The following is a 25343-nucleotide window of genomic DNA, read 5'->3' as shown; positions in this document are numbered from 1 at the left end:
AATAAAACAAGATTCCCTCTCATTTTATGTAAAAATATCGTTAAATTCCATAAAAATGTTACATTTTTTCTATTGAAATGCAGAAAAATCGTTTTTTTTTTTTTGTAGTTTGCGATTTGTTTGTTTTTATTAAAATTTTAAATCCTTTGAGCTTTTTATCAAAGTTAAAGGAAATTTAAATTATTTTAAAGGATAAACAATGAGAAAAACTCTTAGTATAATAGCTGCAAGCACATTACTTGCAGTAGGGCTTAGCAATACTGCCTTAGCAGATGAGGGCGGAGAGAAAAGCGGTCTATTTGTAGGTGTGCATGGCGGTGTTTCACTTTTTGGTGTGGGAATATATGATGAAACAGGTAAAAAAGCAACCGACAAACAATTCAAAGATCAAACAGGCACAGATGCCTCAACTGCTTCATTTAATGTTGGTTTAAAAGCTGGTTATCAATACTTCTTTATGCCAATAGTTGGTGTGAGAGGCTATCTAGGTTATGACTTTAATGGTAGTAGAGTGTTTGGAAAAGGCTCAAAATTTGGAGAAGGCGTGAAAGATGTAAGTATATCATTCCAAAATATTACATTAAACGCTGATGTAATGGTGAATTTCTTAAATACAGATAGCTTTACACTCGGTGCGTATGTAGGCTTTGGACTTGGCTATGGTATCACTGGATTAACTGGTGAAAAAACGATCGTTGATACTTTGAATAAAGGACAGGATTATAATGGATTCAATATCCCTATAAATGTAGGTATCGCAGCAACTTTTGCAGGATCTCATAAAGTAGAAATCGGTGCAAAAATCCAAGCCCTATCAGCTGGATATAGCTCAAAGACTAAGAATGATAAAAGCGAAATACTAATGAATACACATGTGATTAATGTAGGTTATTCTTACATTTTCTAATGTTTTATAGGGCATAACCTTTATTTATTCTGCCCTACTTTGTTTCAACCTATTTGTTCAGTCTTACAACCTTACATTATTAAAACTCCTTCCCACTTTTAAAGTGGGAATCTTTTGTATTTCACAGATATATTTTTGTATGTATCTTAGATAAAAAACGCTTTGTATTTTTACAGAACATATATATGAAATAAATCAAAATCTATTTACATAAGCACAAAGTTTAGCGCGTGAATGAAGAAATTTTAACTCCACAGATTCTATATTCACGCAATTTTATAGAATCTAGCTTCAAGATATGCTTGTCATTTTGCCTTGCGTAATGCTTTGATATAATTGCGATTTTGAAACCAAGAAAAATCTCATTATAATCGCATTCACATAAAAAACGCTATGAAATAAAAACTAAGCGCGTTTAAGATTGATCGCTTCTTTAATCAAGTCATCAGAAGTTGTAAAGGCTTTTGCATTCATAGAATAGCCTCTTTGCATTAAGATAAGATTAGTTAAAGCATCTGCTACATCAACATTGCTTGTCTCAACATAGCCTTGCAATACTTTCCCTTGCTTAAGGTTAGAATCTTCCCCCCATACAAGCTTTGGATTCCCACTAAGTTGCGTTACTTCGCCATTAATCGTGCTAGGATTTAGGGCAAAAAGATTCCCGCCGACCTTTTTTAACCCTTGATCGTTTGCAAACATAGCAAGTCCCACACGACCGATCGCTTCTGTCTGCCCATTTGTGAAAGCAACAGAGATAATGCCCTCATTATTGATTCTAATGTTAGACATTTCGCCGCGATTTTTACCATCTTGTTCTGTATCATTCACACCAGAATCTTTATATACTTTATTCGTGCTTCTTGATAGCGTTAGCTTAACACTTTTTTTGCCTAAGAATGGAATCTCCATATCATCAGCTTCTGCCTTACCGCTTGGGTCAAAGAAAATTTTACCCTCTTTTACCTCACTGCTAATAAGCATGCGATTGCCTGAAAATTCATGTATATAGCTACGCACATTCCAAGTCTCTGGCATTTTCTGTGTGCCTTCAGAATCTCCCGCATTTACAAGGAAGTATTCATTATGCATAGCATATTTTTTACCACCTTCATCAAAGATTTCAGTTGTATTTGTAAAACTTGGCACACTAAGATTTGTGCCTGCTAGATAGTCGTTTTTACCCATATTATCCATTTCACCGCTTAGATGCAGTCGCTCAAAGAAATTCCCACTTAGCTTAACTTTTACCGGCGTATTTGTATTATTTTTTAGCACAAGCACACCTTTTGGATCGATTGATCCATTTGGATTTCTATTTAATTCTAAATCAAGTCCTGTATCTCTCTTGATAAGGTATTGCAACTGCCCTATTGTATGAAATTTACCCTGCGATGAAGTGCCATCACCATATTCATAATGTGCGATTTGCACCGTGCCATCTGGCATTGTTACTTCAATATCTGCTTTTGGAAAAGTATTAGGGCGTATCATATCGCCGTCTCTGTTTGCAAGGGCATTAAAGTCTTGATTAAAGAAGCTTGCTTCATTAAAGACTCCATTGCTTGTGTGTGCTAATACTACATTTTTAAGCTCACCTGTGCGATTTAGATTTACACTTAAATCTACTTTTGTTGTCTCTACGGGCTGATAGCTAATTTGTGGTGGTATAGAGATTGGCTTCATCACGCCTTTTGCGAGTTCTTTATAGTCTTTTTCTGGGTCTTGTGAAGCTTTGAAATTATTTCCATTGATTTTTCCAAGATTTACGCCATAGAGATAATACCCTTCAGAATTTACCAAATATCCATCAGAATCTATTGTAAAATCCCCATTTTTTGTAAAGTAGTTTTCATCGCTGACATCAAAATTATCTTCGCCTATTTCAAACTGCCCCTCTTTATTTTTCCCAACGACAAACCAGCCCTTGCCTGTATAAGCCACGCTTGTATCACTATCTGCTTTTTTGAGATTCCCCATTTTTGTAATCACATTGTTACTAGCTCCAGTTACACCATAGCTGAAGTCATTGTTGGTAACCGTCGAAGCATTCATAGAATCCATGCTACGAGAAAATAGCGTCTTAAACTCTGGATCATTTGCCTTGTAGCCAACCGTATTGACATTGGCGATATTGTTTGAGATACTATCAAGCCCAAACTGATGTGTTTTAATCCCGCTCACAGCGTTTAACATCGTGTCATTCATTCTATGCCTCCTGCACTTTTATGGAATCTTTTTTGATAAATATAGCCTTTAATCCTATGTAATACGGCTTTTTGATATTTTTAATATGTAGTTTTTAGCAAATTCTGTGCCATTTGGGCATTTTGTGTGTGAATAAATGAGAAGCACAATCCATTCGGTATTTGGACGGACCATAAAGCTGGAGTGTATTCGCTAAAATCTAAAATAACAAAAATCTTAAAGCGCGTTTGTATAAAAACTTGCTATAATCCATATATTTATTTTAAGGGGAAAAGATGCGTGTTATAGAGAGTGAAAGTAAGCAAGGGGCTTATATCATCGTTATATTTGGATTGATTGCTGCATATTTTGGATTCTATATTTTGACTGGGATTTTGTTGCTTATGTTATTAGCATGGCTATTTTTTTGTAGTTCAAAACTCATTAATCCCACAACACCAAATGCCATAGTTTCGCCAATTAGCGGTGTGATAGAAAATATCACTCACAATGGAGATTGTGTTGAGTTTAGCATAAAAGCACGCAGAAATGGCAGGATCTATTCTCCAAGCGACCTGCATGACATAAGCGTGAAAAAATATCATGGATTCTATTTCTTACGAAAAAGTGAGTTATCAAATCAACTTGGCGTAAAAGAACTCATGCAAGCAAAGACAATGCTAGATAATGAGAATCTCTCCATAAAGATTGAAGTCTTGCCTAGAGTGTTGCGTTTTTGTGGTTTATACGATGGTAAGCTAGAGTCGCTCTTTTTAGAGAAAATTGGCTTTTTAAATGTAGGGTTATTACGCATAAGCATTAAAGGAGAGAATCTCAAAGTCCTTGCGAAAGAGCATGAAAGAGTGCTAGGTGGCAGCTCACCGCTTATTACTATTGAAAAATAATCGCTTTAAATAATTACTCAGTCTAAACGAGATTATAATTATTTTAGTATGATAGATTCTAAAAAGAAAAATTTATATGCTTTTAGAATCTAAGATTTGATTGCTTATCACAAGATTATAATTCTAAAGAAATTGAAAGCAAAAAAGAGAACTAAATCAAACATATATTGCTTGATAATTATATAGGAGCTGATACAAGTCTTACATTAGGAAATCTCCCTAAAAAACAACATCTTGATATGCTTTTGTTTTATAATCAATGCAATAGGAAATATTCCTTTTATGTAGAAGGAAATTCTAAAGAATACACTTTAGCTATACGAGGTAGCTATAATAGTAGAGATTATGTAAAAGCAGATGCTTGGAATTTATTGATAAAAGAGCAAGTGCCACGAGCCCACCATAATAAATATACTTAATTTTTATGAGCACAGAATCTAAAGGGACTATAAAATGAAAGAATTTAAAATATTGCTGATTATCTATATGATATTAAGCCTATTATTTGCCATTGGGTTTTATGGATTGATAGGAGATTTCCAAAAATCTACTAAATTTTTTATAACACTTTTAGCAATTCCTTTGTTTCCTTATTCCTTATTTTTCTTTATTATAGATACGGTAAAAAACTTTACGATATGGAAGCTAGTAAGTATAATATTGCTAATCATATCTGCTTATATGTATTTTATAGACAAATATGATTGGGCTTGGTTAAGATAGATTAGCAATGCTAAATGGTACTTATAAATAAATGGAGAGATAACATGGAGAATAAGAATAAAGAATTAATTAAAAAGCTCATGTTGCTTACATATCTCACATAAAGATATGACACAAAATCCCTTACAGATTCTAAAACACTCTAACAATAATAAATAAATGCAGAATCTAAGATCACATAAACTAAAATCTTTAATATCTAAAAGTTTTATGCAGGGCTATTATCAAAGCTGTCATATCTATAAATAACACACACTTTATAATCGCATAGAAATCTTTTCGTAAAGAATATAAAAGAGACTATAGAATCTTTTATTTAAAACATAAAGCATATAAAACTACATAATTAAATTTGATAGAATAAACACAAAGAAAAAAGAAGTATAGAATCTAAAAAGCCACATCTACCCAAAGATATATGAAAAACCATATCAAAGGCAAATGTGGCAAAAGCTATCTTAAGATAGCGGAGACTTATAGACTAACGCCATAAAGCCCTTTGAATATCGTTGCTTTAAAAGCTTTTACTATTGTAAAAGTCTTAAAACATTTTGCTGCACTGCGTTAGCTTGAGCCATAGCAAAGCTACCAGATTGAGCCAAGATATTATGCTTAGAGAATGTCGCAGATTCTTGTGCGAAATCCACATCTCTAATTTGACTTTCAGCCGCTTTAACATTAACTTGTGTGATAGAAATGTTGTTGATTGTAGCAACAAGTTGCATTTGCACAGAACCCATGTCAGCACGGATTTTATCAAGCTGTCTTGTAGCAGATTCTGCCATATCCATAACAACCATCGCACCGCGAAGTGATGTTACACCTGCACCGATACCATCTTTATTCTGCACTGCTTGAGCCGCATTTGCGTTTGCACCGCTTGCACTTGCGATATTTGCGTCCATATTACCGCGAACAGAACGCAAATTCACAGTGTATTGTGCGATACCTTGAGCTGAATGGAAACCAACACTACTAAAGTTTGTCCCAGATACAATAATATCTCTTGCATCTGTCCTAACAAGGCTTATACGACCCACGATAGCGTGATTTGTCCCAGATACCCCAGCAAAGCTACCGCCACCAAGCACCGCACCTGTTTTACCTTCAGCATGCACAGATATAGCACGACCATCAAGACTTCTAAGGTTTAATCTACCCTCGATATCCACATACGCTTCTACACCTGTTCTTTCTTTAATTGAGTTAAAGGCATTAATCAATCTACCATCAGCATCATTTTTACGCACATCATTGATTGTCCCAATGGTTGTGCCATTTACAACTAAGCCATGCACCGTTCCAGATTGCACCGGCACACCACCAGTCCCAAGCACCGTTGCATACGCACGCACACCGAGTGTATCAGAGAATTTGTTGATAGTATCTGCTAATACACCAATACCTGTGCCAGCACTTGTAGAAATGACTGCAGTTTCAAGCTTGTAGTCTTTCTTACCATCAACTTGGCGGAATTTCAATGCTACCTCTTTAAGATTCTTAGCACCAGCACTAGCAAGCATACCAATACCTGTTACAGATGAGCTTTCAAGTCTTACATGCCCGATTTTATCCGAGCTTGTTGGACCGATTGAAGCTTTCACCGTTGTATTAGAATACGCACCGATTTGGAACTCTTTGTTAGAGAAAGCACCAGATAGCATTTGCTGCCCGTTGTAGCTTGTTGTATTAGCGATATTATCAAGCTCTTCTAAGAGTCGCACAATATCGTTTTGCAACGCGCGTCTTGATTCAGTGGTTTGCCCATCTTGAGCAGCTTGGATTGCTTTAACCTTTACGGTATCAAGAATCTTTAATTGCTCATCCATTGCTTTATCCGCAATCTGAATCATACCGATAGCATCATTTGCGTTGCCGATTGCTTGCCCTAGCGAGCTTGCTTGGCTACGCAAACTATCTGCGATTGACATACCTGAAGCATCATCTGCTGCCTTGTTAATCCTCAAACCAGAGCTTAACTTCTCTAACGAGTTAGCTATTGCCCTATTGTTTTGCACACCGATGGTATGCGCATTGAGTGCCGCGATATTTGTATTTATCCTAAAACTCATGTTTGCATCCTTTGCGAAAAATTTGAATACGCAGTTTTTGAAGCAAAAGGTGTTCCTAAAATTATGTAAATAATAAAATTGTGAGATAAATTGAAGTTTTTAGAATCTATTATATTTTTAGACAATATTGACATGTGAGTTCACCATTATTTCAGTAAGTGTGGCTCGGAGTTATATAAATTGTTTTAATAAAATTCTAAAATCAATGGAAGTCTATGTATAAAACACAGATTATTACGCCTTAATGGCTTAAATATTGCTAAAAGCATAGATACTTGTTACTTTTTTTGCTATAATCCGCTGAAGCAGTAGCAATTATTGCGAAATTCATTTTTTGGAGTTTATTATGGGAAAACGCGTAGAACACGATTTTATAGGCGAACTAGAAATTGCTGATGATGTGTATTATGGAGTGCAAACTTTTAGGGCTTTGCAAAACTTCAATATTACAGGTGATAAACTCAGTGGCTATCCAAGCTTTATTAAGGCTTTCGCACAGGTAAAAAAGGCGGCAGCTCTAGCAAATAATGAGTTAAAACTACTTGATGATACAAAAAAAGATGCTATTTGTAAGGCTTGTGATAGGCTTATCGCTGGGGAATTACGCGATCAATTTGTCGTAGATATGATTCAAGGCGGGGCTGGAACTAGCACAAATATGAATACCAATGAAGTGGTAGCAAACCTTGCTTTAGAGATTATGGGGCATAAAAAGGGTGATTATCAGCACTGCCACCCAAACGACCACGTGAATCTCTCTCAATCTACAAACGACTCTTATCCCACAGCTATCCACGTAGCCCTTTATGATGAGCTTTCAGCCCTTGCTAAAGATATGGAAGTGCTTAAAAAATCCTTTGAAAATAAGTCAAAAGAGTTTAAAAATGTGCTAAAGATGGGACGCACACAGCTCCAAGACGCTGTGCCTATGACTTTAGGGCAGGAGTTTCATACATTTGCGGTGATGATGGGTGAAGACATTGCTAGAGTGCTAGAGGCAAGAAGCCTTGTAACAGAAATCAATATGGGTGGCACAGCCATTGGCACAGGGATAAACTCTCACCCAGACTATCCAAAAATCGTGCAAAAATATCTTTGCGAAGTTACAGGACACCCTTTCAAAACCGCTGATGATTTGATTGAAGCGACACAAGATATGGGTGCTTATGTGCAAGTAAGCGGCGTGCTAAAAAGAGTAGCGGTAAAACTCTCTAAGGTATGCAATGACTTGCGACTTTTAAGCTCTGGACCGCGTGCTGGGCTAAATGAAATCAATCTCCCTAAAATGCAGCCCGGAAGCTCTATTATGCCCGGAAAAGTAAATCCGGTAATTCCAGAAGTGGTGAATCAAGTGTGCTATGCAGTTATCGGTAATGATGTAACTGTAAGCTTTGCAAGTGAAGGCGGACAATTACAACTCAATGTATTTGAGCCAGTGATTGCCTATGGATTATTTAACTCTATCTCTATGATGAGAAATGCAATGCTTACCCTTGCAAGTAAATGTGTAGATGGAATCACAGCAAATGAAAAAGTATGTAGTGATTTTGTGTATAACAGCATAGGTATCGTTACAGCACTTAACCCATATATCGGTTATGAAAACTCTGCGTCTATCGCTAAAGAATCTTTGCAAACAGGCAAGCCGGTGAAAGAAATCGCATTAGAGCGAAAACTTTTAAGCAAAGAGCAGTTAGATGAGATTTTCCAACCACAAAATATGCTTAATCCTCATATGAGTGCGGAAGATAAAGCGAAGTTTCAAAAAAATTCGCCATTTGCGTAAGAGCTTGGGTTAGATTTAGTGTTTATAGAATCTGGATTCTGCGTTGTCTCTCTGTCGCTTTTAGCGGATTGTTCGCTCAAGGCTCGGTCATTACCTTTAGGTAACTTCCTTCGCCTTTCGCTCCAAAACCGCTAAAATCACTCAAAGATACTTCCGCAGTATTCGTATCAGTATCTTTTATGGGATCTAGGTTTTAACGACTTGTTATGTTTGAGCGAAGCGAACCGCCTAAGAGTTTGGATTTCAAAATAAATTTAAATTAAAAGGTATTTCATCAAATGCTTAATATGACAAGAGTTTAGATTCTAGGTTTTCACTAGGCAATACTTATTTTTTGTGTTTTTTAAGGCAAGAACCACTCTATATGCGAATTGCTATCTTAAAAAACACAAATTTAGATTGAACACAAAGTAAATCTTGTGAATCTTTAGAGTAGATTCTAAAATTGAAATACAAAACAAAGGATTACAATGGAAATGTTGGAAATGTTAGTGCTTATACTTCAAGTTGCCGTGCTGCTTGGAGCTATTTTTATCGGTATTCGGCTTGGTGGTATGGCGATAGGCTACGCTGGTGGATTTGGTGTCGTTGTGCTTTGTCTCTTTTTGGGTATGAAGCCCGGGGCTATTCCTTGGGATGTTATCCTTATCATTATGTCCGTTATTGCGGCGATTGCGGCAATGCAGCTTGCTGGTGGGCTAGACTATATGGTGCAGGTGGCTGAAAAGATTCTAAGAAAGAATCCAAAATACATTAACTACCTTGCCCCCACCGTTACCTACTTTTTGACATTTTTAGCAGGGACTGGACATACTGCGTTTTCTATGATACCTGTGATTGTAGAAGTGGCAAAGGAGCAAAACATTAAGCCCTCCGCCCCCCTTTCAATCGCTGTTGTCTCTAGTCAAATCGCCATTACCGCAAGTCCTGTAAGTGCGGCGGTAGTGTATATGACCGGTGTGCTAGAGCCGCTTGGCTGGAGCTATCCTACTTTGCTTTTAGTGTGGCTTATCACAACTTTTAGTGCGTGTATGCTGACTGCTTTTGTGGTGAGTAAGTTTTTCCCACTTGATTTGAGTAAAGACCCTGTGTATCAAGAGCGACTAAAGGCTGGACTTGTGAAATCAGCAAATGGTGCGGCACACATTGAGCTAAAAAAGGGAGCAAAGCTAAGTGTTGGGATCTTCCTTGTAGGTGTGCTTTGCGTGGTGATTTATGCCACTTCAATATCTGATGTCGTGCGTAAGCCTATGCTAGATTCTGTTAGCAAAAATATCCCGGTATATGTGGATAAAGAGCTAGATTCTATAAAGAAAGAAGCGACTTCGCTTTTAGCCATAAAAGACAACGAGCAATTAAAGCTAGAAAAGCAAAACCTTGCTGCACCGCTAGAATCTTTGAAGAAAACCTATATAGATTCTATCCCTGCCATTAAGGCAAATCCAAATGATATACAGAATCTTCAAAATGCCTTTGCCACTGCAAAAAGCGAGATAGATTCTATCACTAAAAATGAGCAGAATGAAAAAGCCATTGCATTAATAGAATCTAAGTTAGATTCATTAAGTAATGAGCTAGATTCTATCCTGCCAGACTTTGCGGCAAAAGATGGAATGTTAGCAAACTTGTCTGCAGTGGTGAAAAACTATATTGACCCTGTGCGATTGCCACGCGATGGGGCGATTATGAGCTTTATGCTGATGATTGCGACTTTAATTGTGATTTTCTGCAAGGTAGAAACCGGCAAATTGCTTGATGCAAGCACATTTAAGGCGGGAATGACAGCTTGTGTGTGCGTTTTAGGTGTAGCGTGGCTTGGTAATACTTTTGTTGATGGCTACAGGGAAGAGATTGGCGAGTTAGCCGGTAAGCTTGTAAATCCTAAAGAGGGTGGCTATCCCGCACTTTTAGCAGTAGCCCTTTTCTTTGCGAGTATGTTGCTTTACTCACAAGCGGCTACGGCTAGGGCGATTATGCCAGTTGTGATTGCTGCACTTGGTATCAGTGCTACAAATGCGGATTCTGCGTATATTTTGGTAGCAAGTTTTGCGGCTGTGTCGGCGTTATTTGTGCTTCCTACCTATCCAACGCTACTTGGAGCGGTGCAAATGGACGACACCGGCTCTACACGCATTGGCAAGTTTGTTTTCAATCATAGCTTCATACTTCCGGGTATTATCGCTATCGTGTTTGCCGTAGCCCTTGGCTTTGTTGTTGCACCAATGTTTGCTTAAAACTACCCATTTAATTTAAAGTTTTGGGCTTATTGCGAAATGAGCCTAGCTTAAAAATAGAATCTATTGTTGCGATTCTAAGATACAAAATCTTGTATAAATACGCTTGATTTTTCGCCTACATGCAATGTGAGACACAATGGCTAAGGATACATAATGATTGTAAGGTTAAAGGGAAATATAGAAAAGCTTTTGCCAACGGGTGTAGAGCTAGAAGTCTCTGGCGTTACTTATATGGTTGAGATTTCATTGCTTACAAGTGCTGCTTTACAGAATAAAACACATGTAACACTTGAGATTGCTGAGATTATCCGCGAAGATTCCCATTTGTTGTATGGATTTGAGACACGCAGAGAGCGAGAGGTATTTTTGCAACTCTTAAAGGTCAATGGTGTAGGCGCAAAGATTGCCTTAATGATTCTATCAAGCTATTCTGTGGAGCAGTTTCTTGCTATCGTGCAGACAAATAACCTTGCTGCATTAAAGGGTGTTAAGGGTATTGGCACAAAGGTTGCTGGAAAAATCATGCTTGAATTAGCTGGATATACTCAAAGCATACAAACCCCAAATAATGTAAATGTGCAATTAGCCCATGAAGCTTTAGTTGCACTAGGCTTTAAAGATACGCAAATCACACAAGCCCTGCAAGGATTAAGCAATGAGATATTGCAAATGCCACCAAATGATATGGTAAAAGCCATATTGCAAACATTGGGTAAAAGCTAGATTCTATATTGTAATTCATTTTTTGTAGTATAGAATCTTTAATGTTTTTGCTAACTTTTTATTGTGTAAAGTTCATATTCCATATTTTGACTTTGTTGTTGAAAATATGAGTCTAGCTTTATTATAGAGTTTTTGTAAGCTATATTCTTGGTTTTACAAAAGTGTTAATGGGCAAAATAACTTCGTGCAATTCCTTTTAAATTCTAAAAAAGATAATTGTTAAGCGTATAGAATCTTGTTGGTTGTGATATTTAGAAGTATTAAAGAAAGCCAGATTCTATATTTAACTTTTTTGTAGTATAAAATCTTTGCTTCTATGAAAACTCACATTCTATTTGAAAAACATTAACACACATAATGCTTTATTTAAAGTTAGATTCTTAATTTTACAAAATCATATTAAAAGATTAATTTTCTAAAAATTTAGAATCTCATTTTGTGCTGTTTAGAGTCTAAGAGTGAAAGATTAATCTCTCTTCATATCCGCTAGATTATATAGCCACTCAAGCATATCATGTAGCACTTCTTCCTTATTGATTTCTTGGAAAATCTCATGTCGTGCTTCCTTGTATAACTTTAGCGTAACTTCAAAGCCAGAATCCTTTAAAAGTTGTGCCATTTTCTGCACGCCCTTACCAAAATCACCACATGAATCACTTGCCCCACTGATGACATAAATAGGTGGTTTTGGCAAATCCTTACTATTTAACGCACTCTTTTCGCAAAGCACTTCTTGCACCCATAATGTCCCTTTAAAAAGTGCGATAAAGCTATCAAGCGAAAACACAAACTGACACGCCGCATCGGAGCGATACGCCTTAACACTCTCTATATCCCTACTTAGCCATGCAAACTCACCTGTGCTATATTTTGCATTACTATCCTTTTTCGCAAAAGGTCTATTGAATCCACCAAATGAAAGATTATTAATAAAGTTTTTACCCCATTCTTTTGCACCAATGAGGCGTAAAAATGACGCCATGCTAATGCCTGTTTTAAGCAATGGATTATACGCAGGTGAGCCAGAGAGAATAAGCCCATCTAACATCTCACCATGCTTTTTGAGATAACCTCGTGCAAGTAATGACCCCATGCTATGCCCAAGCAAAATAAAGCGATGGTGTGGAAACCTAGCGCGAAGCATTTGCGTAAGGCTATATAAATCACCTATTGCTTTATGGAATCCATCTCTATTATCTGTCGCATCAATGCCACCCATCTCCCCCCAAACATGCGTCAAAGAAATGCTTTTGCCATGTCCCCTATGATCACTGATTGCCACAACATAGCCATGTAGTGCTAACTGAGCGCAAAGCCAGATATAACGCTCTTTGTGTTCTACCATACCATGTGCGATTTGTATAATAGTAGGCTTTGTCGCATGTAGATTCTGTTGTGCTTGACCTTGCTGTGTCTCTTGTGGGAGATAAATATCATAGTAAATGTTTAAATTATCGCTTTGTGAGATAAAACATGAATCTTTTTCTATATTGATATTTTGTGGGATATTGTCTTTTGTTTCCATGTAGATTCCTTAGTCTAATCGCATTTTTGTTATTTTAGAACAGAATCTTACTAAGAGATTCTAAAGATTGAATGAGAAGTTGCTTGTTTTTTAATTTGCTTTGTTAAACATATTGCATTCTAACAGAATTAGTCTGTGGTTGATATTTAAGATTATACGAGAAAATACACTGGATAAAACAATAAACGCTAATTTCTACTGCCGGGTTTATACGCAACGGAATCTTTACAAAGTGGGCAAGTTTTAGGATCATAAAGCTCAAAGTCAAAGTCAGCTAATGCAAATAGTGGGATATCTTGGCTCAATTTACACACCTCTTTGCTTTTACCCATAGAATATGTGCCATCTGTTTTTGTGCGTCTGCAAAGCCCACGATTTGCTAATCCAGCGAATGCGACTATAATGCCACCAGCACTCTTTACACATTCTGCACTTTCCATTGCACTCCCACCGGTTGTAATGATATCTTCACAGATTAACACTCTTTCATTCTTAGCTACTTCAAAGCCCCTGCGTAAAGTCATCTTGCCATCAACCCTTTCGGTGAAGATAAATCTCACATCAAGCGCCCTTGCTAACTCATAACCAGCTAAAATGCCACCTAATGCAGGGGAGCATACACAATCAAGCACTATGCCATAATCTAGAATTTGCTGTGCCAACTCTTTTGCTAGAATCTCGGCTGTCTTTGGATTTTCTAGCACTTTAGCAGACTGCAGATAAAACGCACTATGATTGCCACTACTCAGTAAAAAATGCCCTTCAAGCAAGGCATTGTGTTCTTTATAAATAGATTCTATATCTAATGCCATGCTTTTATACCTTCATTACTTCTTCTTCTTTTGTTTTTACCATGTTATCAATCTTTTTAATATGCTCATCTGTGATTTTTTGTATCTCATCAGCACCTTTTTTGCTTTCATCTGTGGTTATTGCCTTGTCTTTCTCAAGCTTTTTAATCGCATTATTAGAATCTTGTCGAATGTTTCTTACTGCAATCTTTGCTTTCTCGCCCATTGCCTTTGCTTGTTTAGCAATATCTTTTCTTTGGTCTGAAGTCATCGGTGGAAAAAAGAGTTTGATACACTCGCCATCTGCGTTTGGATTAACCCCTATGTTTGCCTCTTGTATTGCCTTTTCTATTTCTTTTAATAAGGGCTTTTCCCATGGATTAATGATAATTGTCGTTGCATCTTGGGCTATCACACTGCCGACTTGGGCTAATGGTGTAGGTGTGCCATAGTAATCTACGCGGATATTATCAAGGATATTCACACTCACTCTACCGCTACGCAATGTTGCAAAATCTTTCTGCAATGATTGCAAACTTTTTTGCATGTATTCTTTTGTATTATTATAAATATCTTGCAACATTATTTATCTCCTTGTGTAGTAGCATTAGAATCTGTTGGGGTAGATTCTGTATTGAGTGAAGGCGTGAGTGGTGCTTGTGGTGTGAGGGCTGGTTGTGTGCCTTGTAAAAGCGGACTAGATAAAGGCAGCGTGCTATCTGTTGGTGTTAGCGGTAATGCTTTTGGAATCTCTACGCCATCAAGCACACTCGAACTACGACTTGATTTTGTATTATAGAGATAGCCTAGTGCAATGGTGTTTATAATGAAAAGCAAACCTAAAAACATTGTGATTTTTGCCATGAAGTTAGCTGGACCTTTTGCACCAAAAAGGCTTTCATTACTCCCACTATACGCACCTAAACCTATGCTAGAACTCTTTTGTAATAACACAGCTATAACAATAGCAATGGTTAATATCACTTGAAAGACAATCAAAACACTTGTCATAAAAACTCCCTAAAAAATGAAAAAGATTCTAAACTCATATTAAAGCTATAAAAATATAAAAGCCGACATTATAGCAAAAAATGCTAAATAGCATATAATTTGGGCGAAAAGTAATGAGTGCAAACACTAAAAATACAATATTATTTAAACGCTATAATTATTTCTTAGGGATAGTATGAAAAGTGCGTGCATGGCAAAAATATGTTTGAAAGATTCTAAAGACTTGTGGTGTATTTTCTAGTAATGCGTTGTCAATTTGTATATAGTTTGGTGAAAGGGCGATTGTATGGCGTTTTATGCCTTTCTCTAAAAAAGTCATAACCATAAGAATGCCATCTAGATTGTATGCGTTTGGATTGTGAATATTTAGATTTTTGGAATCTAAACTTTGAATGTTTAATCCTTGAGAATTAAGCACAAATTGCTTTTGTGCTTCCTTATTTGCAGGCTTTAGCACGAGATTCTGTAATCGCAAAAGATTGTCTTTGTATTGTGTGGTGGTGAGTTCTAATTGTATGCCAAGATTCTCTACCTCATCGCTATGTAATGTATTTTGCATAGCGATTTGCTGTGGGATACATGCTGTGTTTAAGTGCATGTTTTTTTGTATCACTTCATATATGAGATTGCGTAAAATCATATTTTGGGGTTTGGAATCTATGCTAGATTGTGGTATGCTTGTATCTATATGCGGTGCATCTAGGCGTGGTATATCAATATGTGGCAGGGTGGGGTTTTTTGGCGTATTTATGGTTGGGGCTTGTGGCACATTTAATTGATTTGCAAATAATTGATTAGATAGTAACAGATAAGGGAGTATAAAATATAAAACTTTCATAATCTTTTCCTTGCAATATTACGCTATTTTAATATGTGAATATTTTAGAATCTTAGCAAGAATATCAAAAAAGGTATTATCAATAGCTGTGAGACTCTCAAGCTCATAAAGCGATAAGATAAGATTCTCACCTCCCTTTATGCGTAGCGATAGACTTTGATTTGGCGTTGTAGCGATTGCGATGAGTTTATGCAGGGCTTTTGTTAAACCTTGCTGTTCTTGTTTTGAAAGATTTGCTTGTTTATTAATCGCATTTAGAATTTCAAAAGATTTTTGCAAAAATGCTAAATAATCCTTGGTTAATATAGAATCCTGCATAATGCGATAATCTCTATCATCTTGTGAAGTTGTGCTAGTGGCGATATGCTGCTCTCTTTTGTATAAGTCAAATAGAATCTCGTTTAAATTTGTGCTTTTTATCCATATTGTCGCATTGTTGATGGCTATTTTATAGTCTTTCTGCCATGCTTCATCATCTTGGTGTTGCAAGGGCTGTTTAAACCGATCATGCTCTAAAAGATGTGCTTCAAGTAGGCTATTTGCAGTATTATACATGGGGTGTGTGGTAATAAAGTTTGCATGTGCTACAATGTGATATGCGCTAGATTGCATGGTGCATTCTGTCGTGGCTTGTATGCTTTTATTGGGTTTATCTTGTGTGAATTTGGACTTTTCAATACAGAGTATTGAATCTGGTATAAGTGCAGTGAGATTATAGCCCTCAAAGTTAAGATTTTGTGTGTGAAACTCAAAATAGCGGTGTTTTAGCAATGTATCTTCTTGCAATTCAAGTATATATTGAAATTTTTTTGCTACTACACCATCTATCCATTCTACATTTTCTACATTGCATACGACTTTATACTCTTCGTTTTTACACTCTATATCTGGCGATATTTCATAGGTTTGTGCTTGTGCGTATTGAGTAAGAGTGATAGCTAAACACGCATTAATGCTAAACACACAAAGCAATATTACATGGCATAATCTCATACAAACCTTTCAAACACTAGTCCCAAGTTGAATCAAGTTGAATAAATCTTTAATTTTCATTAAACCTTTAGCATTGAAATATTAGCACAAAAAGAAGTAAAAGACTATTACTAGCAAGAGAAACTTACCTTAGCACATATTTAATTTTAAGCTTTTCTTTTTAATCCCATTACATATAGTATTTATTTAGAATCTAAATTTAATGCTACAATGCTATAAAAAACAGAGAGTTTCACACATGCAACCATTACAAAGTTATCTACTACAAGGGGCTACTAGCTATTTAGAATTTTTAGAGCAAACAAATCAAGGCATAGAAGAGATACACATACTTCGTATCCGCATGGAAAAGCATGATACGCTATTGCTAGAACTAGATCGTATGCTATTTGGCACAGATTATTTACAAGTCTATATACAAGATTTTATAATCGACATAGACTCATTTGAAGAAAAAAGCTTTAATGAACCGACTAAAACATTGAGATTAAAATTTTCAGATTCACTGCTTACCACCTTACTTGATGAAACTACACAAAATAATAAAGAAGTAAAGTTAAGTAAAGATTCTATAATATCTTATTTGCTTGGTGATAACTATAAAAAAGAAGTACCAAAACATTTGCGAATTTTTAATGATTTAAAATTTCTTGTAAAAAATATACGAGATTTTCTCAATAAAGATTCACTAAAACTAGCCCTGCCAACAACAAAGCCAATAGAGTTAAAAATCGCGCTAGATTCTCACATAAGCAAAGAGCAACAAGAAGCAATCAAAGGCATTTTCACTCACCCTATAAGCTATGTTTGGGGGATTAGCGGGAGTGGTAAAACACAAGTTGTGCTTTTTAACTGCTTATTAAATCTTATCACACAAAATAAAAAGACATTAATCCTTGCCCCGACAAATACCGCATTAGAGCAAATCTTTATCGCTCTTATCACACAAGGTGATAGAAAAGGTTTGCACCGATATAAATTCCTGCGTTTAGGTATGCCAAGCAGTGATTTTTTACAAAATTTCCCTGATGCGTGTTTGCAAGCTGACGAGAAAGATTCTAAAGAAGAGTTAGAATCTAATAATGAATTACAAAGTCTATTTAAGCCACAAACACTAAAAGAAAGACTGCAAGAATGCCTTGTTATAGGCGTTACGCTAGATAGCTTTGTGAAGCGTTATGCCCAGCTTTGTGAGTTAGAGTTTTCACATATTTTCCTTGATGAATGTGCCTTTTCACCACTTATAAAGCTTATCGCCCCACTTACACTTAACACGCCAATAACCCTTTTAGGCGATCATAAGCAATTAATGCCAATCTGCCACATGCAAGATTCTGACATTCAAACCAAGCATTTTGAAGTGTGCGTATGGAGTTTAAACACACTCTTTTTAGAAATGCTTTTTAATAATCACGCGATACTACACGCACAGCATAATTATGATGATATTACATTTAACTCTATCGCCCATTATAAGCTAACAACTACGCACCGCTATGGCAATAATCTAGCCCATGTGCTAGATAGACATGTCTATCATAATGGCTTAAATGGCAAAGGGCTGCCAACAGAGATTTACTATATCGATAGCACAAGCTTTGGACCAAACTATGAGTATAACGCACAAAATAATCGTAATGAAAGCATGGGCGAGGCAAATGCAATTACTGCATTAACCCAAATACTTATAGATGAATATGCGATTCTAACCCCATTTAGAGACCAGCAAAAGCTTTTAATCTCAAAGCGTATCCCTAAACACAGCGTTTTTACAATCCATAAATCACAAGGAAAAGAGTTTGATACTATCATTTTTTCGCCCGTGAAATTTAGCAAATATATGACAGATTCTTACAATAAAGCCGCATTATTCGCACTCAATGTAGCAGTTAGCCGATTGAAAAAGAAGCTTATTATCGTATGTGATTATTCCTCTTGGATACGCAGACAAGGGCAATTTATCACTGCTTTACTGCAAAATGCAAAGCCTTATCCACTCTCACATAGACAGCCTATAAAGCCTAGTGAATTACCATTTTAAGACATAGAATCTTACATGTAAAACATTGGGGCAATACACAATAAAATCTTTTAGATTGCTTTTAAGATTCTATATTGCTTATGCGGAGTTAAACGCAAAAATATGTTCTTAGAAGCCGCGACTTTGGGGTAAATGTAGGTTGAGATGCAAAAGGGATTTTAGAAACCAACATAACAATCCATCATGTTGAGCGTAGCAAAACTCTAACACTAGAGAATCTAAATTTAAGCGACTTGGAATCTCATTTGTGTAAAATCTAAAAATCTAATAAAATTTAGATTCTAATATTTATCTTGCATGAAATTATTGTATTGCATAGTAATGCAGAGTGATTTCATCATTTGCTTTTCCTGTCAGCATACACGCATTATAGGTATGATTATTTTGTGTTTTTAATGTGTGTTTTTTGCATATATTGTGTTTTAGGTTGTAAAAAAGCGTTTCATTTGCTTTATAAAGATTCTGCATATCATGTGTGTTTAACTGCTTTGTGATTGTTTTTTGGGCTTGTAAAAGTAGAATAAAAGCAAATGATAGGATAAGTAGAGAGAAAGCAATATCTATGCTTAAAAAGCTACTTTTATGATTTTGTCTCATTTAGAATTTTAATTGCAATAAAGCCACAGCGATAACTACCAAAACAATGCCAACATAACCAATAGGTTTTAACTTTTGCTTGAAAAAGTAGTAAGCCCCAGCAACACTGCCCAAAATCCCAATAGCCCCCCAAAGCGTATAGGCAATAGGCAAAGACATGCCATTATCAACAACAACAGCGAGTAGTAAAAACGCAGAACCAACAAGCACTAAGGCAAGTATCCCCCACCATATCTTACGGAATCCATCGGATTTTTGCAATGCAAGATTTGCAAAAATATCAAACACACCAGAGAGTATTATTAAGACAAAATTCATGATTAAAGTTCCATAGCTTCGAAGTATTCATGCAATCATAGCAAAAATTTAGCGAAGTTACAATACGCTGTGTTTTGCTATTTTTAAGTAATTTTTATAATTAACACTAGGGTCGTGTAATGCAATATGATTATTGCATAAAGGTAATCTAGCCTTGCAATTTCTTTTGACAACACGAATTGCTATCAAAAGATATATAAATATTAAGCTAGATATCTTTTAGATTAAAAAGTTGGCTTTGGCGTTTTAGAGCTTGCCACAGGCAACACAGGATAGATAACTTCTGGCATTTTACCATCTAGGGCTTTAAAGAATGTAGCAATAGATTCTATCTCTTTTTGACTTAAATCTATGCCTAATTGAATCTTACCCATTTCCTTAATCGCATCTTTAATATCCCAATATTGTCCATTATGAAAATATGGTGCGGTTTGCATTACATTTCTTAATGTTGGGGTTTTTACTAAACCATCTTCATTACCTTTAAAATCACCGATATTTGCGTATTGATACTGCCCCATAACGCCAAATGCCTGCATATTCCCACCAAGATTTATGCCATTATGACATGAGGTGCAACCTTTATCGATAAATAGATTTAGCCCCTCTTTTTCTTGTTTTGTAAGGGCATTTGTATCCCCTCTTAAGAAAGAATCATATCGGCTTGGTGTTGTAAGCGTAAATTCATACAATGCAATTGTATCTGCGATGAGTTTAAAGTCTATTTTCACATTTTTTCCATACGCTTTTTTAAACTCATTGACATATTCTGGTATTGAAGTGATTTTTTCTTCAACAAGCTTTGGTTGGGCTGCCATTTCTACTGGATTTTGGATTGGTCCTTGTGCTTGATCGCCTAAATGCGCTGATCTACCATCCCAAAACTGCACATCATTGAATACAGAGTTAAGCACAGTTGGGCTATTGAGATTATGCGGATTTGCACTCCATTTATGCCCGATAGCTGCTGGCACGACATCAGTACCAGCAAGTCCTAAGTTATGGCAAGTATTACATGAGATAAGGTTTGAGCTTGATAATCGTGGGTCAAAATATAGCTTCTTACCTAATTCAATTTGCTCTTTTGTAAGCAAAGGGCTATAACCTTTTGCAACACCGGTTTCTTTTATCTTTTGTTGTTGAAAGGCTGCTAGTTCCTTGCCTGTTGGCATTGGATCTAAACTAGAATCTTTTGCCTTTTGCAATAGTTCTTTATCGCTTGGGATAGCACTTGCTGCAAAAGCTACAGCTAGAGTTACCGCCCCAGCAATTACAATGTTTAGTCCAAGTTTATTGTAAGTCGTCATTATCATTCCTTTAAAATAGAGTTAAAACCGCCATTATAACATTTTAAGGAAAGTTTAGGAGATAATGCAATATGTAAATGTGTAAAATAGTATTTTTATATGGAATATTATTGCGTATAGACATGAAATCGCACAAACTTTAACAATATTTCATATAATTACAATCTTAATAGTAATTTTCAAATTTGTTATTCTGTTGTATTTCAATATATAGGTTATTTGATAGTTATGATTTATCGGTATATCTTACGCATAAGTTTTATTATTATCCCTTTTATATGTTTTTATTGTATAGGTTGCGTAAAGCTTCCTAAGGAGAGTGATTTAGCAATAAAAACGCATACGCCAAGAGTGTTTGCAAATAAGGATTTATTAGAAAGTATCGCTACGACTAAAGATAATGAATACAAGGACTTTAAAAGCACATTTTTTATGCTATTTGATGATTCTGTATTAAACGAACTTGCAAATCACGCCTTGCAAAAAAATACAAATATAAAAACCTTAGAATCAAATATTAAACAAGCAAGAGCCACTGCAAAAATACATACTTGGAATCTTTTCCCTAAAGCAAATGCTGGGCTAAACTACAATTATAGCGATAATAACTACAAGCAGATTCAGACAAATATCACGCAAAATACGACAAATATGAGTTTATCTTTTAGCTGGGAGGTTGATCTCTTTGGCAAACTAAACGCATTGAGGCTATCTAGCAAACAGCAGATTCTGCACTCAATCTATAATCTACAAGCCGCACAAGTTATTTTGCTAGGCGATATTGCAAACTACTACTTTATCATAAGACAAACAAGAGAAGCCATTACACTTAATAAACAAATCACACAAAACCTTGAAGAAATCTACAAACTCACAGAGAAAAAATACCATCTAGGGCTTGTGGGGCTTGATAGCGTAGCAACGACAAAGAGTAACTATCTCACGCAAAAAAATACAACCCTATCGCTTGAATACACGCTAGAGCAAAATAAAAACGCCCTGCTAGTGCTACTAAATGCCAATACACTTAACTTTGATATAAACACAGATAACTACACCTTTAAAACCCCACAAATCCCGCATGTAGATTCCATGCCAACAAATGTTTTATTTAACCGCCCCGATGTGCGTGCAAGTGTATTTGCACTCAATAGCTCCCTGTATCAACGCTATAATAAAAAAATGGCATTACTACCAAGTGTGAATCTAAGTGGGAATCTAGGGCAGATTCTGTTTTCACCACAGCTTGGTATCGGCGATATGGTATGGCAGATGGCAGGCTCACTTGCAGCCCCTCTTCTTAATCGTCAAGCACTCACACAAGACTACATTATCGCAAAAGAGAATACAAAACAAGCCTTTTATTCATTGCAAAATACACTTAACACCGCCCTAGCAGAAATAGAAAATGCAGCAAAATATGTCTTCATCACACAAGAGACACTAAAGCACACACAAGAAAACTACAATATACATAAAGATACACTAAACATTATGGAATCTCGCTATCAAAAAAACCTTATAGATTCTATCTCAAGGCTTGAATATGAGAATAACTATCTGCGTGCAAAAAACACCCTTGCAAGTGCAAATCTAAGCAAAAATCAAGCAGTAATAGCCCTTTACAAAGCCTTTGGCGGTGATTTTGCTCCAAATGAATTAAAAGATGGAATCTTACAAGCCGCCCAGATTCCAAAAATGGATAAAACGCAAGAAGATACTAGCGACCCAGCAAATGACTTATAAATAATAAAAGGAAAAATATGCCAAGCACAAAAGAAATATATGATACCATCACGCCAAAGGTAGCAAAAAAGAAGTTTGTTATACTTGCCATTATTGCAGTAGTGCTACTTGCTATTATCCTTTTTTATCTCTTTTTGCATGATTCTAAAAACATTACTTATACCACGATAAAGCCTATAAAAGGCGATATTACACAAAGCGTGTCAGCCACAGGCACACTCTCGCCAACAAATGAAGTAGAAATAGGCAGTCAAATCTCTGGCACGATTTATAAGCTATATGTAGATGTAAATGACTCTGTGCGGAAAAATCAGATTCTAGCAGAAATCAATCCAAATAAACTCAATCAAACAAAAGAAGGCTATGAAGCCCAGCTCCAATCAGCCCTAGCAAATCTTGAAGCCTCAAAGGTAGCGTTGGAACAAAAAAAGTGGAATTACGAACAACAGCAACAACTCTATGAAGCAACAGGGGGCAAAACACCTTCAAAGCTTGAACTACAAAATGCAAAAATGGACTATCTCTCCGCAAAAGCTGACATAAAAATCAAACAAGCAAGCATAGCCCAAATCCAAACCAATCTAAAATCCGCAAAAATAGATCTCCAAAATGCGATTATAAAAAGCCCAATAGATGGCATTATCCTAGAGCGGAGTATAAGCTTAGGGCAGACCGTTGCCGCAAGCTTTCAAACGCCAACACTTTTTAAACTCGCACAGAATCTAAAGGAAATGAATCTAGTCGTAAATATTTCAGAATCTGATATAGGCAAGGTGCAGTCAGACCAAGAAGTAAGCTTTAGTGTCGATGCCTATCCCAATCAAACATTTAAAGCAAAGGTAGATAGAGTGAATTTTGCCGCTACAACGACAGATAATATCACAAGCTATGAGACAACAATCTATGTAAATAATGAAAACTTACTTTTAAAACCGGGTATGAACGCTACCGCTTTCATACAAGTAGCAAATGAAAAGGATACGCTTTTAGTCCCAGTCGCAGCGATATTTTATAATCCACAAGCACAACAAGCAAAGCCAGATTCTAAAAAATCATCAAATCCACTCATGTTTTCTCCCCCAAGACGACAAAAACAAGCAAACACGACTACAAATACAAACAACACAAAGCAAGGCACAATATGGATACTAGAAGACGGAATCCCAAAGTCCATACCGATAAATATAGGCATTTCGGATTCTAAAATGGTAGCAATCAGCGGCGAAAATCTTAGCACTGATACAGAGATTATTGTAGAATCACACTAGGTTTCTAAGATTGTGGAATCTTTTTGTTTTGTGTCCTGCTTTTTTGCATGTTTGTTTTTATTTTTTGCACCCTAAACCCTGCAGTCACCCAAAGTGGTATAGAATCTAAAGTTTTGTCAAAATATGCCAAATGGAATTAGACTCTAAAATCATTCAGTAAAGAAGGCTCGTATAATGTAAGGCTAAAAGCCTTAGTAGAAGTAGAGAATAAAGACTATGTCAATGATAAAAGCCAAGATAAGTTTGTGATGAAAGAATACTTTAGAGATTTAGAGATATTAGTATGTTTAGTGTGTTTTTGTTAGTTTCTTGTTGTTTTATGTTTCTATTTGTATTTGTATGCTTTCTTTTAGGCTTTGTTTGTGTTTGCTTTTATGTAAGAGTGTGCTAGATTGTATTCTTGTTTAGGTATTAGATTCTATATTGTTTGGAGTCTTGTCATATTGAGCGTAGCGAAATATCTTTATTAGATTTTTATTTTAATTTGATTATCTCTGTTATTTTGTGATAATAGCGATAAACAATCATGTTTTTTAGTGCTAGATTCTATATTGAATGTCATTGCGACCCCTACAAAGCAAATCATGGCAGTCCATTTTATCGTTTATGCTGCCATATTTGCCACGCCACACTTGAGAGACAAAATTGCAATTTTGCATTCTCAAAGTCTTACAATCCACACGCCACATTTTAGAAGATTTTTACATGTTTATTGATAGTAGTATGTGAGAGAGAACATATAAAAAAGATTGTTTGCATGTTTATTTGACAAAAATACTATGAAATGAAGCAAACAAAGCAGAATTTAACAAAATTGCAAGAAAATGCAAAGCCGTTTATGCAAGTCTAGCGAGTATTTTTAGCAAATTTTCGTCAATGTAGCCAAATGTAGCCTAGTTTTAGAGCCTTATTTCAGTGGAATATCAGCCAAAAATACATACAATAGCACTAAAAGCCAATCAAAGCAAGGCAACCTTACAAGAACCAATCACACAAGCTACAAAAACTTTAAATCTTTCAATCTCTCTGCAACTTATCTCATTCTTTAAGATTTTCTATCACACATAAAAGACACAAAAAAATACACTGATGACACAAATTTTGACACATATACACATTTTATGCCCTATTTTGCGGACTTTGGATAGAATTTAGATTCTAAAAATATCCGTTTTGCTTTGTCAAATGTTATTTTTCATAAAGATAGAGAACATCACATCTTAAAAGAATGGCTAGAAAAACACCAAAAATTTAAAGTGCATTATTTAGATTTTCACTATAAAAACTGCAATTATCAAACAAAAAAAGCAGAATCTAGTGAAGTGCTAGTTACAAATTACTAAGGGTATAATGATGACTTATGATTAT

17 protein-coding genes and 3 pseudogenes are annotated in these 25343 nt (G+C 35.9%); 9 read left to right on the top strand and 11 right to left on the bottom strand.

What is annotated here, in order from left to right; genetic code table 11:
- The first annotated feature begins 199 nt into the window (after positions 1–199).
- Positions 200–907, top strand: coding sequence for an outer membrane beta-barrel protein (locus C6H17_RS04295; protein WP_020995450.1), 708 nt, complete (start codon positions 200–202; stop codon positions 905–907).
- A gap of 405 nt (positions 908–1312) precedes the next feature.
- Here the strand turns inward: C6H17_RS04295 and C6H17_RS04290 are convergent, their stop codons facing one another.
- The gene (locus C6H17_RS04290; protein WP_005216746.1) at positions 1313–3115 is read right to left on the bottom strand and encodes a flagellar hook-basal body complex protein; all 1803 of its coding nucleotides are present in this window, start codon (positions 3113–3115) and stop codon (positions 1313–1315) included.
- A 275-nt stretch (positions 3116–3390) separates the two neighbouring features.
- Here C6H17_RS04290 and C6H17_RS04285 point away from each other — a divergent pair, with 275 nt between their 5' ends.
- Complete coding sequence (locus C6H17_RS04285) at positions 3391–3999, top strand: hypothetical protein (RefSeq protein WP_005216748.1); 609 nt, start codon at positions 3391–3393, stop codon at positions 3997–3999.
- Positions 4000–5249: 1250 nt separating this feature from the next.
- Here the strand turns inward: C6H17_RS04285 and C6H17_RS04270 are convergent.
- Complete coding sequence (locus tag C6H17_RS04270; protein WP_004086178.1) at positions 5250–6794, bottom strand: flagellin A; 1545 nt, start codon at positions 6792–6794, stop codon at positions 5250–5252.
- A 346-nt stretch (positions 6795–7140) separates the two neighbouring features.
- On the opposite strand from C6H17_RS04270, the gene aspA reads away from it, so the two are divergent.
- The 4 genes and pseudogenes from aspA (at position 7141) to ruvA (ending at position 11540) form a co-directional block, all read left to right on the top strand.
- Positions 7141–8580: an aspartate ammonia-lyase gene (gene aspA, locus C6H17_RS04265; RefSeq protein WP_104731360.1), complete on the top strand. Its 1440-nt coding sequence runs from the start codon at positions 7141–7143 to the stop codon at positions 8578–8580.
- A 485-nt stretch (positions 8581–9065) separates the two neighbouring features.
- Positions 9066–9824: pseudogene (locus C6H17_RS13415) on the top strand (anaerobic C4-dicarboxylate transporter family protein); the annotation flags it as partial.
- A gap of 402 nt (positions 9825–10226) precedes the next feature.
- A pseudogene (locus C6H17_RS13410) lies at positions 10227–10814 on the top strand (anaerobic C4-dicarboxylate transporter family protein); the annotation flags it as partial.
- Between the two features lie 156 nt (positions 10815–10970).
- Positions 10971–11540 carry a Holliday junction branch migration protein RuvA gene (gene ruvA, locus C6H17_RS04255; RefSeq protein ID WP_005216758.1) on the top strand — a complete coding sequence of 190 codons (570 nt, stop codon included), beginning with the start codon at positions 10971–10973 and terminating at the stop codon, positions 11538–11540.
- Between the two features lie 466 nt (positions 11541–12006).
- On the opposite strand, the gene C6H17_RS04250 is transcribed toward ruvA, so the two are convergent.
- The 6 genes and pseudogenes from C6H17_RS04250 to C6H17_RS04225 form a co-directional block, all read right to left on the bottom strand.
- Positions 12007–13065: an alpha/beta fold hydrolase gene (locus tag C6H17_RS04250; RefSeq protein ID WP_005216760.1), complete on the bottom strand. Its 1059-nt coding sequence runs from the start codon at positions 13063–13065 to the stop codon at positions 12007–12009.
- Positions 13066–13253: 188 nt separating this feature from the next.
- The gene (gene pyrE, locus C6H17_RS04245) at positions 13254–13877 is read right to left on the bottom strand and encodes an orotate phosphoribosyltransferase (RefSeq protein WP_005216763.1); all 624 of its coding nucleotides are present in this window, start codon (positions 13875–13877) and stop codon (positions 13254–13256) included.
- Between the two features lie 4 nt (positions 13878–13881).
- Positions 13882–14439, bottom strand: a complete 558-nt coding sequence (frr, locus tag C6H17_RS04240) for a ribosome recycling factor (RefSeq protein WP_005216765.1) — start codon at positions 14437–14439, stop codon at positions 13882–13884.
- Between the two features lie 20 nt (positions 14440–14459).
- Positions 14460–14867, bottom strand: a pseudogene (secG, locus tag C6H17_RS13525) (preprotein translocase subunit SecG); the annotation flags it as partial.
- Between the two features lie 157 nt (positions 14868–15024).
- Complete coding sequence (locus tag C6H17_RS04230) at positions 15025–15705, bottom strand: hypothetical protein (RefSeq protein ID WP_005216774.1); 681 nt, start codon at positions 15703–15705, stop codon at positions 15025–15027.
- Between the two features lie 18 nt (positions 15706–15723).
- Positions 15724–16698, bottom strand: coding sequence for a hypothetical protein (locus C6H17_RS04225; RefSeq protein WP_005216775.1), 975 nt, complete (start codon positions 16696–16698; stop codon positions 15724–15726).
- Between the two features lie 238 nt (positions 16699–16936).
- On the opposite strand from C6H17_RS04225, the gene C6H17_RS04220 reads away from it, so the two are divergent.
- On the top strand, positions 16937–18739 hold the full coding sequence (locus tag C6H17_RS04220; RefSeq protein WP_005216776.1) for an AAA domain-containing protein: 1803 nt from the start codon (positions 16937–16939) through the stop codon (positions 18737–18739).
- A 303-nt stretch (positions 18740–19042) separates the two neighbouring features.
- Here the strand turns inward: C6H17_RS04220 and C6H17_RS04215 are convergent, their stop codons facing one another.
- The 3 genes from C6H17_RS04215 to C6H17_RS04205 all read right to left on the bottom strand — a co-directional run bounded on the left by C6H17_RS04215 (position 19043) and on the right by C6H17_RS04205 (position 20961).
- Entirely contained in the window at positions 19043–19336 is a 294-nt protein-coding gene (locus tag C6H17_RS04215; RefSeq protein ID WP_005216777.1) for a hypothetical protein, read from the bottom strand.
- Positions 19337–19654: a DMT family transporter gene (locus C6H17_RS04210; RefSeq protein ID WP_005216778.1), complete on the bottom strand. Its 318-nt coding sequence runs from the start codon at positions 19652–19654 to the stop codon at positions 19337–19339.
- A gap of 224 nt (positions 19655–19878) precedes the next feature.
- A complete protein-coding gene (locus tag C6H17_RS04205) occupies positions 19879–20961 on the bottom strand; it encodes a cytochrome-c peroxidase (protein WP_005216779.1) in 1083 nt (360 codons plus the stop codon).
- A 228-nt stretch (positions 20962–21189) separates the two neighbouring features.
- Between C6H17_RS04205 and C6H17_RS04200 the strand changes: the two genes are divergently transcribed.
- Complete coding sequence (locus C6H17_RS04200; protein WP_005216780.1) at positions 21190–22707, top strand: TolC family protein; 1518 nt, start codon at positions 21190–21192, stop codon at positions 22705–22707.
- Positions 22708–22724: 17 nt separating this feature from the next.
- Positions 22725–23975: an efflux RND transporter periplasmic adaptor subunit gene (locus tag C6H17_RS04195; RefSeq protein WP_005216781.1), complete on the top strand. Its 1251-nt coding sequence runs from the start codon at positions 22725–22727 to the stop codon at positions 23973–23975.
- Positions 23976–25343: the final 1368 nt, after the last annotated feature.

Source organism: Helicobacter rappini (assembly GCF_900198625.1).
Lineage (GTDB): Bacteria > Campylobacterota > Campylobacteria > Campylobacterales > Helicobacteraceae > Helicobacter_A > Helicobacter_A rappini.
This window is presented reverse-complemented; position numbering and strand designations above follow the sequence as displayed.